General features: G+C 51.1%; 14 protein-coding genes. 3 read left to right on the top strand and 11 right to left on the bottom strand.

Annotated elements, in window-relative coordinates:
- Nucleotides 1-6: 6 nt before the first annotated feature.
- From ACTUJZ_RS04200 to ACTUJZ_RS04150, 11 genes are all read right to left on the bottom strand, one after another.
- A complete protein-coding gene (locus ACTUJZ_RS04200) occupies nucleotides 7-474 on the bottom strand; it encodes a TadE/TadG family type IV pilus assembly protein (RefSeq protein ID WP_463635000.1) in 468 nt (155 codons plus the stop codon).
- The gene (locus ACTUJZ_RS04195; protein ID WP_463634999.1) at nucleotides 471-935 is read right to left on the bottom strand and encodes a TadE family protein; all 465 of its coding nucleotides are present in this window, start codon (nucleotides 933-935) and stop codon (nucleotides 471-473) included. Before ACTUJZ_RS04195 ends, ACTUJZ_RS04200 begins: the two co-directional genes overlap by 4 nt.
- A complete protein-coding gene (locus tag ACTUJZ_RS04190; protein ID WP_463634998.1) occupies nucleotides 928-2,241 on the bottom strand; it encodes a TadE/TadG family type IV pilus assembly protein in 1,314 nt (437 codons plus the stop codon). The genes ACTUJZ_RS04195 and ACTUJZ_RS04190 overlap by 8 nt, the downstream gene beginning before the upstream one ends.
- Before the next feature lie 8 nt (nucleotides 2,242-2,249).
- Nucleotides 2,250-2,504, bottom strand: coding sequence for a hypothetical protein (locus ACTUJZ_RS04185; protein ID WP_463634997.1), 255 nt, complete (start codon nucleotides 2,502-2,504; stop codon nucleotides 2,250-2,252).
- Complete coding sequence (locus tag ACTUJZ_RS04180) at nucleotides 2,501-3,994, bottom strand: type II and III secretion system protein family protein (RefSeq protein ID WP_463634996.1); 1,494 nt, start codon at nucleotides 3,992-3,994, stop codon at nucleotides 2,501-2,503. Before ACTUJZ_RS04180 ends, ACTUJZ_RS04185 begins: the two co-directional genes overlap by 4 nt.
- Entirely contained in the window at nucleotides 3,991-4,824 is an 834-nt protein-coding gene (gene cpaB / locus ACTUJZ_RS04175; protein ID WP_463634995.1) for a Flp pilus assembly protein CpaB, read from the bottom strand. Before cpaB ends, ACTUJZ_RS04180 begins: the two co-directional genes overlap by 4 nt.
- A complete protein-coding gene (locus ACTUJZ_RS04170) occupies nucleotides 4,817-6,172 on the bottom strand; it encodes a P-loop NTPase family protein (protein WP_463634994.1) in 1,356 nt (451 codons plus the stop codon). Before ACTUJZ_RS04170 ends, cpaB begins: the two co-directional genes overlap by 8 nt.
- A 12-nt stretch (nucleotides 6,173-6,184) precedes the next feature.
- Nucleotides 6,185-6,724 (bottom strand): A24 family peptidase, encoded by a 540-nt coding sequence (locus tag ACTUJZ_RS04165; RefSeq protein ID WP_463634993.1) that lies wholly within the window; start codon nucleotides 6,722-6,724, stop codon nucleotides 6,185-6,187.
- A gap of 63 nt (nucleotides 6,725-6,787) precedes the next feature.
- The gene (locus tag ACTUJZ_RS04160) at nucleotides 6,788-7,012 is read right to left on the bottom strand and encodes a Flp family type IVb pilin (protein WP_463634992.1); all 225 of its coding nucleotides are present in this window, start codon (nucleotides 7,010-7,012) and stop codon (nucleotides 6,788-6,790) included.
- 287 nt (nucleotides 7,013-7,299) lie between these two features.
- A complete protein-coding gene (locus tag ACTUJZ_RS04155) occupies nucleotides 7,300-8,703 on the bottom strand; it encodes a L,D-transpeptidase family protein (protein WP_463634991.1) in 1,404 nt (467 codons plus the stop codon).
- Complete coding sequence (locus ACTUJZ_RS04150; RefSeq protein ID WP_463634990.1) at nucleotides 8,693-9,559, bottom strand: helix-turn-helix transcriptional regulator; 867 nt, start codon at nucleotides 9,557-9,559, stop codon at nucleotides 8,693-8,695. The genes ACTUJZ_RS04155 and ACTUJZ_RS04150 overlap by 11 nt, the downstream gene beginning before the upstream one ends.
- A gap of 1,356 nt (nucleotides 9,560-10,915) precedes the next feature.
- Here ACTUJZ_RS04150 and ACTUJZ_RS04145 point away from each other — a divergent pair.
- The 3 genes from ACTUJZ_RS04145 to ACTUJZ_RS04135 are packed head-to-tail and all read left to right on the top strand — an operon-like array spanning nucleotide 10,916 to nucleotide 15,607.
- Nucleotides 10,916-11,479, top strand: a complete 564-nt coding sequence (locus tag ACTUJZ_RS04145) for a TetR/AcrR family transcriptional regulator (protein ID WP_463634989.1) — start codon at nucleotides 10,916-10,918, stop codon at nucleotides 11,477-11,479.
- Nucleotides 11,480-11,525: 46 nt separating this feature from the next.
- The gene (locus ACTUJZ_RS04140) at nucleotides 11,526-12,563 is read left to right on the top strand and encodes an efflux RND transporter periplasmic adaptor subunit (RefSeq protein WP_463634988.1); all 1,038 of its coding nucleotides are present in this window, start codon (nucleotides 11,526-11,528) and stop codon (nucleotides 12,561-12,563) included.
- Nucleotides 12,560-15,607 carry an efflux RND transporter permease subunit gene (locus ACTUJZ_RS04135; protein WP_463634987.1) on the top strand — a complete coding sequence of 1,016 codons (3,048 nt, stop codon included), beginning with the start codon at nucleotides 12,560-12,562 and terminating at the stop codon, nucleotides 15,605-15,607. Before ACTUJZ_RS04140 ends, ACTUJZ_RS04135 begins: the two co-directional genes overlap by 4 nt.
- The last annotated feature ends 70 nt before the right edge of the window (nucleotides 15,608-15,677 follow it).

Below are 15,677 nucleotides of genomic sequence, written 5' to 3'. Positions count from 1 at the left end.
TCCTGCCTAATTGCCGTCACAGACGGTATAGCCCCACCGGGTTACACCCAGACTTTCCCGGGGCAGGGTGGTGGCGAATGCCGGCGACTCGAGCGTAAAGGTCGCGCCGGGGACCAGAAACTGATGTTGATAATTAACAATTTCTGCTCTGATCATGTCGATCTGGGCATAACTTAAGGCAGCGGCACCTTCTTCGGTAAGGTAGGAAACCGAGATATTTGCGGCAGAAAAATTAGGCAGCAACGGCAGTAAATCGGCCATGGCATAATCTACTGCCTGGTTGTCCACCAACTGATTTTCCTGGTCAAAGTCACAAACCACAGCCAGCCTGGCCATTCTGCGGCTGGCTTCGGTCACCACATTCCAGGTAAAAAACAGTCGGCCAACTTCAAACACGGCAAACAGCGCGGTAATAAACAGCGCACCCACCACCACAAATTCCACTGAATAGATACCTTGCTGGCGATGTATCACGGTAAAGCCCTCACGGTGTAAGACACGGTCATAGGAAAATCCAGTGAAATCCCGTCGTTGCCAACCGCACTGAATAAGGTGTCAGAAAAAATTGGGGTCCAGGTATAGGCCACAGTGATGGTAATGAGATCGCCATTGAGCTGATAAGTGATCAGCGCAGTCGACAAATTGGGCATTAGTTCAGACTGGCCGTTAATGTCTCCGGAAATAATCAGGTTGCTGGCATTGGCTTTTTCTTCATCGGTCAGTGATGGAATGCCAATATTGCCTTTATAGGCCATATCGGCAATGTATCGCGCGGCCTGCCTAACCGATGTTGTGAGCGCGTTATACTGATAGAACAGACGGCCAAACTCAGCGGTGGCAAACATCAACAGAAAAATAAACGGTGCGATAATCGAAAACTCGATAGCCGCTAAGCCCTTTTGCTGTTTTGGAGATGACAAAGATAATTTACGCATCGGTCCTCCCGGCATGATAAAGAACAAGACGATAGGGGCCGGCGTTATCTTCTGCCTCGCCCGACGGGATCCCTTTGCTATTGCAAGACTCCACGTATTCACCCACGACATAGGCTTCTTGGCCTTGCTGTACGACTGCCTGGGTTAAAAAGAAGCAGGCAGAGCCAAAATAGCCAAGTTGACTGGCGCCATTTGTTTCGCCATCACAGTCACCCACCAGGATTTGCAAGATTCGTCGTTCGACCCGAGCCGGGTCTGGAGCCACGATATCGCCGGTATGGTCAACACTGGCGCAACTAGCTGGGTCACCATTGGCCGCCTGTGTTTCACTAAGATAATCGGCATAGCGGTAGGCGCTGGCATATTCGCTGGAGGTAGTGTCTAATTCGTCCTGCGCGTTGAGCGGAATATGATCGCCCTGGCAATTGTTCAGATCACGGGGATGATCCAGTTCATTGAGCTGGCCACCCTGCCAGTCGCCCATGCGAGTATTGAGGCCCTGAGCGACAGGGCCAACAGTATTGCCAGGCTCGGTATCAATCTGACCATCGTCCACTCCCGGTTCAGCACTAAAGCATTGCTCACCGTTATAATCTTCACCCGCCATGGCTTTACGAACATCGTTAGCACCGGATGCGCCTTCTAAGCGCACCAGCTGAAAGTTACCCGGCCCGATAGGGGAGTTAATATCGGAGCTGATTTTCAGCAACTGCAACTGGTGGGTTTCCAGCCCAAAATTATCAGCCGGGTTGTCATTTGCGCCACATACCACCATGGGTACCAGGTTGCTATAGCACTCCACCAATGCAGTACTGGGGCCTGCCACTGCCGCGGCGCCCACCTGTTTGTTAAGGCCCAATACCTGGGCCAGAAAATTGTTGAGTGCAATATTTTGAATGCTCACTCTGACATAATTAGCGGTGGCACTGTTGGTGGGAATAAAGGGGTCAGGCCGTTCTGAAAACTCCACCGTCAACCGCTCGGTCACGGCATCATTAAAATGGTCGGCAGCACTTAAATCGAGGCGGTCGCCAATCTCTGTGAACTCTGAAAAGGTCAGATTTTCAGTCAAGATAGCCACAGTGGCGGCCCGGGCGTCACTGTGCGACCCCCCCTGATCAATCTCAGTAGCGCCACTTAGCGCGGCTGAGTCAACCAACAGTTGTAACCGTGACTTATTGAGTAGCAGATGACCGCCATCAAGGGCCATGGCTGCGGTGCCAATCAACGCCACCAGACTCAGGCAAAACAGAACCACCACATTGCCCGACTGGCGCGACCTGGATGCATATCGAGCGCTCATCATCCCGCTCCTTATTTTCCATCGCCCTGAGTTTCGACAGTCCGGCCTTCTTTACCGTTATAAATACTGGCGCGGTAATTTTCAGCGGCATGTTTACCATAGTCGCCCTGCAGCTCACGGGTTATGCCGTCGTTATTAATCGGAGCATCCGGGTCCAGGGTCTGCAAGGCCATTATTTGCTCGGTAGACTGCGCCAACCGGTATTCGGGGGCCTGCGCACAACCGAGCAGACAAGAGGCTGAAAAAATTAAAACACGTGCTTTCATTGTGGATGTCCTGTTGGTTGACGAATATCGTGGCCGTAGCGGCTATCGGTGCCGCCGGTGGGTGGCAGCATTTCCCGGCCGGCAGCGGGCTGGAAGGGCGTGCCGCCAGTACCATGGGTGACCTGTTGGGTGGCTTCTCCCATCAGGTAAAATTTAAGGTCGGAAACCGGTACAAAGCCATCGGTGGGCAGCCGGACATTGCTTTTGTTAAACGGGCGTACTAAGCGGGGAGTGACCATAATGACCAATTCGGACTGGCCACTGACAAATTGCTGGCTACGAAACAACTGGCCCAGAATGGGGATATCACCCAGGCCTGGAAAACGCTCGATACTTTCACGCAGATTATCGGACAGCAGACCGCCAATGGCCAGGGTCTGGCCGTCTCCTAACTCCACGGTTGTTTCCGACGAGCGTTTGATAATGGAAGGGATCACCAGCAGGCTGTCAGTCCCCCGAGGCGTAATGCCGACGGTATTGGCATTGGAGATTTCGCTAACAAACACTTTCAGGTTCAGATTGATTTTGCCACTGTCCAGCACGGTGGGCACGAATCCCACCCCCACACCAAATTCTCTGAACTGAATAGTGATACCGTCTTCGCGTGGCACCGGAACCGGAAACTCTCCACCCGATAAAAACTCGGCTTTCTGGCCACTTAAGGCAGTAAGATTTGGTTCAGCCAGAATCTTGGCCATGCCATTTTCTTTAGCAATATCCAAGGCAACATTAAAAAATACATTGCCATCCACATATTCGCCGATGATGCCGTTGGCAAACTCATACGGGGTGCCCTGGGTTACAAAGTTATAAAACTCGGGCCCGCGAATAAGATTGGCATCCCAATGATTGTCGTCCAGCATACTTATAATGTTGAGATCCACATTAAACGAGCGGCTGACTTCGGTGCTCATTTCGGCCACCACCACGTCTAACATCACCTGATGGCCGCCGCCGACACTCAGCAGGTTAAGGATCTGGCTGCCTTGTTCGATCCCGCCGGCAGATTCGGTGTAAGCAGTCGCCAGGTCTACGGCTTTGTTCATCTGAGCCAGCGATGAGGTTTCGCCGCTTAGCACCAACTGGCCCTGGGAAGAGTGCACAGCAATATTTTCGTCCGGCAAGAAGGTGTGCAGTCGTTCGCGCAGACTCGCTAGATCATGGGTGATTTCCACATTAACAATACTGACCAGGGCGTCTTCTTTGTCCCAGACCATGACATTGGTGGTGCCCAATTTTTTGCCCACGATATACAACTCGGTTTGCCGTAAAATCAAAATATCGGCAATGTCCGGGTTGCCCACCGATACACGTTGGGCATCACTGTTAAGGTGAAGGTTGCGCGATTTATAGATGGGGACCTCGATGGAGCGATGTTTGTCTACCGTTGGTCCACCTGCAATGGCGCGGTCAGAATAAAACATCATCCAGACCAGCAACCCCAGCGACAGCGCCAGAATACATTTAAAAGTGTCAGGTAAGGGTCTCATTGCGGGTTACCTCCGGCTTGGTCGTTGTCCACTGAAATAATTTCTTCTGCCACACCCCGAATCAGGTGAACTTTGGATTTGATATGTACCGCAGCTGGCAGTGCGACTGGCTCAGGCAGCGTTGGTAAGGGATCGGGTTCGTCGAGCGGCGCTTTACTGTATTTGGCCACTTCTACCTCGCGGTCATCGATTGGATTGCGCAAGGCCAGCTGTAAATTGCCTCGGGAGCGGGCATTCATCAGTTCTTCAGCCTGGGCCAGAGTCACCTCTACAGTGACCGCACGTACCACCCGCGGGCGGTTTTCGTTGTTTTGCGCTGTTTGGTCGATGGCGAGGATCTTGACGTTGGCCAGGACTACTTCGGTAACAGTATTTTTGCCCCGGGCCTGTTTAAATGTATTAAGCACATCCACTTTATCGCCGGGTAACAAAAAGCCGGCAACCCCCACCACATCGTTAACGCGAATGGTAAGCGCCCGCTTATTGCCGTCAATCAGGCTGGCCAGCGAGCTGCCTTGACCTTTTTCGGCGATACGCTCAGCCCGCACAATGTCGCCGGCATACAGCGTGTCTTTGGCGACCTTGCCCGATACCGCTTCGAAACTGGTAAAGGCGCCCTCCGGCACCAGGCTGTCAGGGTAGGTTTTAAGCCGAAGCTGCTTGGCTTCCAAAATAGTGCCGATGGGTACGGTCTGCGCAACTTCAACAACCTGCTTATAATCGACAGCCGGGCTTCTATTGGCATCGGACAACCAGTTATTTGCCAGATAAACAGCGCCGAGCCCGAACACTGCTGAGAGCAACAGGAATAACCAGGTATTTTTACTCATCGTCTTGTCCTTTAGTGGCTGTTACAAAATAGTGGCGCCAGGCATTGTCAATAAGTTCAGGCGTCACGGTGGGAGGGAGCTGCCAAAATAATGTTGCATCTTTGACAATGTTCAATAAATCTCGGGGATAGCAGGGCAAAAAGTGACGGTTGTGCCGTCCGTGGCACTCAGTGAGCAGGTAGCTCATCACACTTTCGTCACACTCGAGACCAAGACTGTCACTCACCTGGTGCCAAAGTGCCAGATAACGTTCCAGACTCATGGGGTGCATTTTGATTTTGTACCCCAGGCGGCGCAAAAAGGCATCGTCCACCAACTCTTTCGGGGCCAGGTTGGTCGAAAACAGCATCATCAGCTCAAACGGCACCTCAAAATGGGTGCCGTCGGACAAACTGAGATAATCTTTATTTTCCTCCAGTGGAATGATCCAGCGGTTAATCAGCGCGGTGGGCGACAAGCGTTGCCGGCCCAAATCATCCAGGAGCAAAACACCGTTGTTGGCTTTCATTTGTAACGGCGCTTTGTAAAGGCGCGCGGCATGGTCGAAGCTAACCTCGAGCATATCCAGGGTTAGCTCACCGCCAGTAACGATCAGGGGGCGCTGGATTTGCTGATAGCGCAGATCCGCATGCTGTTCTGATACTGTTAACCGGTGGTGCACCTGAGGATCGTACAGCTGAATAATTTTTTGATTAACCTCTACCGCATAGGGCATAAAAATAGAGTCATCAAACACTTTGATAAGCTGACGACAAAGATAGCTTTTACCAGTACCGGGCAAGCCGTATAACAACACCGGCTTGGTAGAGTTAAGCGACATGCCAATCGCATCCAGAGTTTGTGGCTCAAAAGATTCGTCAGCCAGTTTGGTATCCACCAATGACCGGGTAATCTGGGTATTGCGGTGGCTTTGGGCTTTGACCACCTTTTGGTAAGTTTGCAAAGACACCGGCGACGGGCCGGTATAGCCACTTTGCTGCAACGCGCTTTCTGCGTAGGACTTGCCACTGCCGCTTAAACTGAAGCGGGCCTGATCTGATGCCGCGCGGTTTTCCACCCACATCATTTGTTTAGCCTGCATCAGTAATTCTTGGACCAGCCGCCCGGGTAAACAAATTGATTGGCACAAGCTTTCAATGGTGCTGACTTGCGCCAGATACATCTGTTTGATCAGCAGATCCATCAGTAGGGTGGGCGAAACGCCGGTCTGTTCGAGGGTGACAGGAGATTGCACCAGTGTTGATGCAGTGCTTTGACTCGCTGCATCGTCAGGCAGTTGCTTAAATAAGGACAATGCTTCAGTGTCTTGTACTGCGTCACTTTGCTGTTGTGAGTTCATGAGTGACATCGTCCGGCCGCCTTACGAGAAAAAAGTGAGTAATGTGCGGCTAATGGCCGGGTCGATGTAGCAGGTAATTGCAAATCCTGCTGCCAGCGCCGGCGCGTAGGGCACTTTTTCTGCCGCAATTTCGTTGGCGGCGGGTCGTAAATAGGTGCGCAAATACAAACAATGGTAATAGCGCACAAATGTGCGTTTCACCCGTTGCCAACTCAGCGACGGCGCGGCAATTAACAGGGCAATGGCGCCACCAACAATCACTCCCCAAGCCACAGACCATAGCGTGGTACTTACCCCCAACAAGGCCCCTACCGCCATCATGAGTTTGATGTCACCGGCACCTAAAGTTTTGATGATAAAAAAGGGAATCAGCAGGGCAAACACAACAACGGCCCCAAACAGCGCATCTGCCAGGCCTTGCCAGCCGAAGATGAAAAAGTTAGCAGTGCAACCAGTCACAAAAAAGATGAGACATAGTGCATTTGGAATGCGGTGAAACCGAAGATCGTAGCAAATGGCCATGATGAACAAGCATGCGGTTAAGAAAAGCAGTAAAATCATGGTTAAATCTCCTGGCGGCTGATAACTGCAAACATCCTGCAGTTATCAGCGGCGGGGTTATTTCTATGGTGCTGGTGGTGGTGGTGTTGCAGCACAATCAACAGTGCTGTCACCAGGTTTTGCAGCGGCACAAAGATCTTCAATTGCTTCATCGGTTACAGTACCCAGTTGGGTAAATGCAGCCACGAGTCCGCCGACCACAAGTGAACCGGCAATGGCATATTCAACGGCGGTCAGGCCGGACTCATCTTCAACAAACTCCAAGATGAATGTTTTGAGATTTTTCATGTTTTTCTCCACATGAGTGATTTTAAGTTCAGGAACCTACCCAACCATCACCGCTATGCGACCTCTGATTAGTTGGTAAGATAAGTGTAATTGTCAGCAGGTGTCTTTCGCTTTCACCCAGTTGCGCTCTTTGTCATTTAATTGCGAATTACACTATGTATTTGCGTGGGGCTGATACCAAATTGCGTTGCCAGAAATTATCTGTATCTTCGGTTTTACTGGTGGATGTTGTAGCAATGGCTATTAAAAGCTGAACAGGCGGACATCGCGGCAAAATAAGGGGCTGACTATTTGGCAGGGCTGTCTTTGTGATAGATATCGCGAAGCCAGAAGCGTTTTTGATTCACGATTTGTACAGTTTGGTAATTGATGTATGTTGGAATTGGTTCTGGCAGGGTGAAATGAGCTGTCTGCAAGGTATTGGCCTGCGTGACAAACTGCCTGGCTTTTGCTGATTGAGGTAAAATGGCAGCCACCAATTGACTGGGATTATGTACTCGCACACAGCCGTGGCTTAGCGCCCGGTAAGGCTGAGCAAAAACCTGCTTAACCGGAGTGTCATGTAGAAAAATTGCGGCGTTATTTTTAATGTTGAAGCGCCACTTGCCCAGCGCGTTGGCGGGTCCGGGCGCCTGAACCAGGCGGTAATCATCCAGTGCCGCCAACGACGCAATGTCAGGCTGATGCTTGGTGCCAGCTTGCGATTGCGTGGTGCGGGATTGCCAAAAGAATTGCTCTGCATGCATCTTCCCCGGGGCCCGTTGCCATCGCGGCAGTAATTCTTGCGTGACAATACTGCGGGGCGGAAACCAGGCAGGATTGACTGTAATCCGGTCAATTTCGGTCAACATGATAGGGGTAGGCGTAGCGGGGGCACCTACTACCACAGGGGTTGAAAACACTGTCTGCTGGTTGACCCTCAAGCGAAGATCAAAAGATGGCACATTTACGAGTAAGTAAGTGGTAGGCGCGCGTGATGGCAACGACAACCAGCGCATGAGATTCTTTTGTAAAATCTTTAACCGGTCCGCAGGGTGCCAGGCGAGCCGGTCACGGGTTGGCGGGTCCAACCGACCGGTTACCGGCAGGTGATGGCGATGTTGAAATTGTTTCAACGCGGCCACCACGCCCGGCGTAAAATCCTGACTGTAGCGAGGATCAGATAGCCGGTAATCTCCCAGCGCTTGAAGAATATATACCAATGCGCCTACCTGGGGATGACGCTGGCCAAGCCGGGGCTCAAAGTCAGGCGCCAAGTGGGGCCAATGAGTATCCGAGGCCAGCCTGCGCATCGTGGCAATTGCTGCGCGCAGTTGCAACACCTCCGGCATATCAGGTAGTTGGCTGTCGATTAAGTCAGTCAGGGTGTTGCGTTGATAAGCTGCCAGAATTTGTGAGGGAGACAGCGATGGCCGCTGAACCTGATGGCCAATGTTAATTTGCGAAAGCGTGATCAGGCTTGAGGTAAGATATTGTGCGGTTTTTTCCGGCTCAGCCATCTCCCGGTCAGTTAGCTCGGGCGAAGCGCGATGGCCTAAGTCACTGAGTAAGCTGAGTAATTCCAGTGCTGACAGGTTGGCCTGCTGCCCGCTGAACCACATCTGTACCGGTGAGGACGTCGAGGTTGCACTTACTGGCGAAGCGAACAAGCCTAATAACAGTAAGGTCCGAAACGCGCGGCTAAATAACATTGTGAAATTGTGCGCGTGCCGGGGGCAAACCCGGTTGGGTTGACGGGTGGACTTGCGGAAGAAGGGTTACACGCAAATGCTGGTAGCGCTTGAAATTTGAGTCGACAACAAGCTGCCGGTTACCTGAAAGATAAGCTTTAGGGGTTAAACCAAATGTTTCTTTAAAAGCCCGGCAAAAATGGGAAGGACTGGAAAAGCCCAGGCCGAATGCAATGCTGGTAATGCTGGCTCGCGGCAACGCTAACAGGGTTTCAGCTTCTTCCAGCCGCCGATAGGTCAAATATTGTCGAAAGCCCAGACCACAAACATCTTTGAACAGGTGGCTGACCCGGCTGGGGCTTAAGTTCAGCTCAGTAGCAACTCGATTGAGGGAAAGTTTGGCACAAAAATGCTCTTCAATTAATTGGATGATTTCTTCGAAATTAATCGCATTTTGTGGGGACAGGGTATCAGTGATGCGCGGCAGACCACCGGTCTTGCGGGTGGTGTCGCAGCCTAATATTGGCAACACTTTGTCCTGCAATCGCTCACATTCTGGGATACCGATCGGGGTTAAAAAAACATCGTCGACATGAACCCGAATCAATTCGCACATAGCCGGCACTGTCAGATGTTCGGCAAAGACCGCTAAAAAGCGACAGCCACCTTGTTTTAAAAGCTCGAGATTACAAACATGTTTACCGGATAAATCGTCCATCACATACGCCATGACTTCGGCAGCATTGTCCGGATCAAAAGCAAAATGTGAGAATGGCAAAATTTCGACGGGAATAAATTCCTTAAGTGCCTCATTTGCCATATCCATGAGCACTGGTTGTGAACCAGTTAGGATGACGGATTTATACTTATCGTTCACCGGTAGCTCCGAGCCTTGCGAAGGGGTGAATACAGTAAGCGCCTCTATTAAAGCAATCGTCGTCCTTGCTGATTTTTTTCACTCTTATCCAGAGCGTTATGCAAGCCTACATGTTTCTTCTCGTTGAATGTTTAGATCGTCTAGCATCATCCAGGCCATTATGCATTAATCTTTGTTAATCATTAGTCTAGCTATTAAGTATGATTAATAAGTAGTCAAAATGTAAAAAAAGACGACACTACTCTACCGCGCACACAAACAGACCATATTTTCTATAACCATAGCAAGACATCAGTATTGGCTTGATCGCTTCGTATTTGAGTAATTAATTTTAATTAAATCAGTTTTTTATATAGCAAGCGTGATGAGGGGAAAATGTATTTCTCAGCAATAATTTCTGCTATGAAACACCAAATTTGACAATTTTTAAAAAATGACCAGTACAAAAAGTAGATGAGTCCGATGGCGTCATTTGCGCCTTAGAGTCGGCATTTAGCTGTAAGATGTTCCGACAGTCCAGTGTTGATGGTCTGTCATTGGTCGAAAATTCAGAATATAAAATCAGTAGTGTATGTAAAAATGTCCTTTTAAAAAACATTCGCTAAATGAAATTGTTATAGCTGTTGGCATGAAAATAAAAGCTTATCAATAAGCGTATTTTTAAGTAGGTAAATTAGTTTGAGATTTTAGACTGGCCGTATATCGAAGATAGTATTTCTTTTTGATTGTAAATAAAATTATCTTCATGGCATACGTTCAAGCGTCAGGTTGACTAAATGGAAAAGCTCTTGGTGCCTGCGTATCAAAAAACTGCTATAAACAGATTGGGAAAATTTAAAGTTATGATTTATCGTAATTTTACATTTTTTGTCTTGCACTCATGTCAGCATCAGCCTGCGCAGATAATCAGTACTAATATCTTATTAGAAACGAAATACTCCCAAACCCATCCTTTTGTGAAGTTAAAAAATTTCACCTGCAACAGACGACAGTAAATTAGCTTTCCTGTCTTTTCTGGTACTGACCTCGAAGACGCCTCCGAACTTATAAATAAAGCTCTCGACGGGCATTGAATTAAATGAAAAAGTAACGCTCCTAATGAGTCACAATTTAGCTGGCAATCGTATTTTTCTTATCCAAGTTCAAGCTATACACCTCACGAGATATCCCCTAACCCATAGTGTAATCCAGTGTACTGGGCGTTGACATGACTGGGTGGGTATCCAATGGCGTTGATTCCAGCACTCATAAAGCCGCGCCACCTAGGGCTACAGCCGGCTGTTTATGCACCAGAATCTTGACATTTACGTGAATTTCAACTAAAAACCGACCAGTTGGTTTGTAAAGGGGTAAATGATGTCTCGTGACAAAACCCAGTCGCGGCAAAAAATCATGGATGCCGCAATCGATATTGCTATCCATCAGGGGCCGCGCACGCTAACGCTGGACAACGTGGCCGAGCGTTGCGGCATGAGCAAGGGTGGGGTGATGCATCACTTCAAAAATAAAGAAGCTTTGCTGGAAGCGTTATTACATAACCTGATGGACACCTTTAAAGGCTATGAGCAGCGCATCTGTGAAGATAATGACCAGTTACTGCCCATCTGCCGTATGCTGCGCACCCGCGAGCAGGTGCATAATCATGTCAATTTAGATTATGCGCGTATTCTGCTGGTGGCAGCGAACGAAAACCCGGCACTGCTGGACATGTTCAAAGCCCATCTGGCGGAGTTTGAACAAGAGCTGCAAAGCGATCCTGACCGGTATTTTGACTCTCTGGTATTGTGGCTGGCCATTGATGGCTTAAGTTTTCAGGAATTATTGGCGGTCAGTCCGTTTAGCGATGAGCAGCGCCACACCATTCGTAACAAATTAATCAGCATGGCTGATGCTTTAGGGGAGCCGCACGGTGATAACTAACCCAACCCGTTTTTTTATTTTTGTATTAGCCTGTTTGGGCGCGCTAATGGCGTGTTCTGACCAGCAAGCAGAGATAAAAGCCAAGCCAGCACCGTTGGTTCAGTTGCATGAAGTGGGCAAAGACACCCAACCCACTGCCCGCCGGTTTGTGGCCCGGGTGGACGCCTTGAGTACCGTAGATTTATCGTTTCAGGTTGCCGGGCGCATCGATACCCTGGTAGAACGGCAGGGCGTGGTGATCCCCGAAGGCGATTTACTGGCTGCGCTGGAGCCACAAGACTACGAACTGGCGCTGCGTCAGGCTGAGTCTTCTCTGCGCAAAGCCAAATCGGATTATGAGCGCGGCCAGCAGCTTAAACAGGATAGCTACATCAGTGATTCCGACTTTGATGGCCTGCAGACCAATTTTGAAAATGCCGAAATTGCAGTGGAGAATGCCAAGCTCAACCTGGAATACACTGAGCTGCACGCGCCGTTCGATGCCCTTATCACCAATCGCCTGGTGGAAAAATACTCTTTCGTACAGCCCAATCAGCCGGTATTGCGAGTGCAAAATATCAACTATCTGCGGGTGCATGTGAATATTCCGGAGCAGTTGATGCGCCTGGCGGTAGAAGAAGCGCCACATTATCAGGTGTATTTGGAAGATAAAGCCGGTGAGAAGGTGACCAATGCGCAGGGTGAGCCGCTTACCCTGACCTATCTGGAGCACCGTACTGAGGTCAATAGCGCCACGCAAACCTATCGGGTGACCTTTAAACTGCCGCGTATGGAAGGCGTGGAATTGCTGCCTGGCATGGTGCTGACCGCGCGCATCGAAGTGACGCGTAATCAGGCTGCCAGCTGGTGGGTGCCCATGAGCGCGGTGGATACTTCCGGGTCCAGCGAATTTGCCGTATGGGTATATGATGCTAAGCAGCAGACGGTGGCTTATCAACCGGTGGAACTGGGCGTGATCCGCGACCAGCAAGCGCAGGTGTTAGCCGGAATCAAAGCCGGTCAGCAAATTGTGGCAGCCGGCATCCGTGAATTGCAGGATGGCATGCAGGTTCGCCCGTTCGACAGTGAGAGCCCGGTGTTATGAGAATAGCCACCTATTCGATTAAAAATCCGCTATCGGTATGGCTGTTGATGGTGCTGTTTTTTATTGGCGGCATCTTTGCTGTGGTACAGATTGGCAAGTTGGAAGATCCGGCTTTTGCCATCAAACAAGCCATTGTCACTACCTATTATCCGGGAGCCACAGCTGAAGAAGTAGAAGAAGAGGTCACTGAGCCGCTGGAGTCTATGATCCAGCAGTTAGCCCAGCTGGGTGATGTGACTTCTCGCTCGTTGCCCGGACAATCTCAGATCACCATCGAGATCCGCAGCGATTTTAGCGGCGATGATCTGCCCCAGGCCTGGGACGAATTACGCCGTAAAGTGGCGGCTGGCGCGCGGTCGTTGCCGCAGGGCGCGGCCAGCCCTATCGTCAATGATGATTTTGGCGATGTGTACGGGCTGTATTATGCTGTTACTGCCGAAGGGTTTTCTAATCGTCAAAAACGCGAGCTGGCGTCACGCCTTCGCCGCGAAGTGCTCACCGTGCCCGGCGTCACCCGGGCGCAGCTGGGCGGGGTGCCTGAGGAAACCATTTATGTGGAGGTGACCCAGGAAAAGCTGGCCAGCCTGGGCATTTCACTCAACCAGATTGCCAACGTATTTCAAACCGAAAGTGCCATTGCCGATACTGGCAGTGTGCGGGTGGAGCAGCGCCGGATCCGCTTGGTGATCCCACCCAGCGATGACTCGGCTGAGACCATCCGTAATTTAAAATTCGGCGTGCCTGGCACCACCGAGCAGTTGCATATCGGGGATATCGCCGAGGTCTACCGGGCCGAGTCTGAAACACCCACGCAATTGGTGCGTCATAATGGTGAGTCTGCGTTTACCCTGGCCATTGCCGGGCGCAGCGACAAAAATATTGTGGATATCGGCAATCGCGTCGAAGCCCACCTGGATACCCTGCGCGAAAAACTGCCACTGGGCGTTAATATTTTGCCCGTGTATGAACAACACAAAGTGGTTGATGAAGCCATCAATGACTTTCTGATTAACCTGGCTGCCTCGGTGACTATCGTGGTGGCGGTGCTTTTGCTGGTCATGGGCTGGCGGGTTGGTGTGGTCGTGGGCGGCACCTTACTGCTCACAGTACTGGGCACCGTATTGTTTATGTGGATCTTTTCGATTCAGATGGAACGGATTTCGCTGGGTGCATTAATTATCGCCATGGGCATGCTCGTGGATAATGCCATTGTGATGGGCGAGTCGATGTTGCTGAGTATGCAAAAGGGCAAGGATTCAGCGGATGCGGCTGAAGAAGCGGCTCAGCAAACCCAGTTTCCGCTGCTGGCTGCCACGGTGATCGGGATCCTGGCGTTTGCCGGTATCGGCCTGTCACAGGATACCACCGGCGATTTTATGTTTTCACTGTTTGCCGTCATCCTGATTTCGTTGCTGTTGAGCTGGGTACTGGCTGTAACAGTGACCCCACTGCTGGGCCATTATCTGTTTAAAACCGACGGCAACAGCAGCGATGATGATCTTTACAGCGGCCGTGGCTTTCAGCTGTACAAAGGCCTGCTGGGCAGTGCGCTGCGCCATCGCAAACTTACTCTGCTGGCGCTGTTTGCTCTGACCGCTATCTCGGTTGTGGGGTTCGGCTGGGTCAAACAATCATTTTTCCCGCCTTCCAACACCCCCATTTTTTATGTGGATTATTATCTGCCCCAGGGTAGCGATATCCGCGCTACCGAGCAGGATATGAAAGAGATTGAGCAGGTTATTCTTGAGCAGGACGGGGTGGTGAATGTTACCAGCCTGATTGGCATGGGCGCCAGCCGCTTTATGCTCACCTATGCCCCAGAATTGCCCAATCCGGCTTACGGCCAGTTTATTGTACGCACCGCCGAGCGCGAACAAATACCAGCGCTAATGGACACAATACGCAACTCTGTCAATCGCAGCCATCCGCAGGCAGAAGTGTATACCCGGCGCATCTTTTTTGGCCCGGCAGAAGGGGCCAAAATTGAAGCGCGCTTTATGGGCAGCGATCCGGAAGTGCTGCGTGGGTTGGGCGAACAGGCCAAAAACATCATGTATGCCTCAGACAGTATTGTTGATGTACGCCAAACCTGGCGTCAGCGCGAAATGATCGTGCGGCCGATTATCGATGAGCAAAAAGCACGTATTGCGGGCTTATCGCGCACCGATATTGCCGATGCGCTGGAGTTTGCCAGTGTGGGCAAACGGGTCGGCGTGTACCGCGAAGAAGACCGTCAGATCCCGGTGGTCATCCGGCCGCCGGCAGAAGAGCGCCGCAGTATGGCCTGGCTGGAAGACCGCCTGATTTACAGTGAGGTCGAGCAAAGCTTTATTCCGGTCACCCAGGTGGTTAAAGACTTTGAGGTGCAGTCTGAAAACGGCATCATTCACCGCCGCAACCGGGTTAGAACCCTTACCGTACAGGCCGAGCCGGCCGGCAATCTGACCGCCGCCACCGCCCGCGCCACAGTCGTGGAGGCCATTGAGCAAATGCCGTTGCCGGATGGCTATAGTCTGGAGTGGGGCGGTGAATATGAAAGTTCCCGTGAAGCACAGTCGAGCCTGGGCACCAAGCTGCCGATTAGCTTTTTATCCATGATCCTCATCACCATCTTGCTGTTCAACGCACTGCGTCAGGCGGCTCTTATTTGGATCATCGTGCCCATGTCTATCTGTGGGGTAACCGCCGGGCTGTTATTAACTGGCTTGCCATTTAGCTTTACCGCGTTGCTGGGCCTGCTCAGTTTGTCGGGCATGCTGATCAAAAATGCCATCGTGCTGGTGGATGAGGCCGATATTCGGCGCGGCACTGCCAGTGATTTGCAAAGCGCCATCTTTGGAGCCAGCTTAAGCCGGGTGCGCCCCGTGATCCTGGCAGTACTGACCACAGTGCTGGGGATGCTACCGCTACTGTGGGATGCGTTCTTTGCCAGCATGGCGGTGACCATCATGGCCGGGCTGACATTTGCCACCCTGCTGACGCTGGTGGCGGTGCCCGTGTTGTATTCGCTGTTTTTCAGTGAAAAAGACATGCACAATTCATAGCACAAAAGCCGGCACCCGCCGGCTTTTTTAACTGTATGTCATAAAAGCTACTATTTTGATCTTTATAGGG

The organism is Alteromonas sp. WD8-37, from assembly GCF_055326825.1.
The sequence above is the reverse complement of the archived record's forward strand: the minus strand, read 5'-3'. Positions and strand labels throughout refer to the sequence as shown.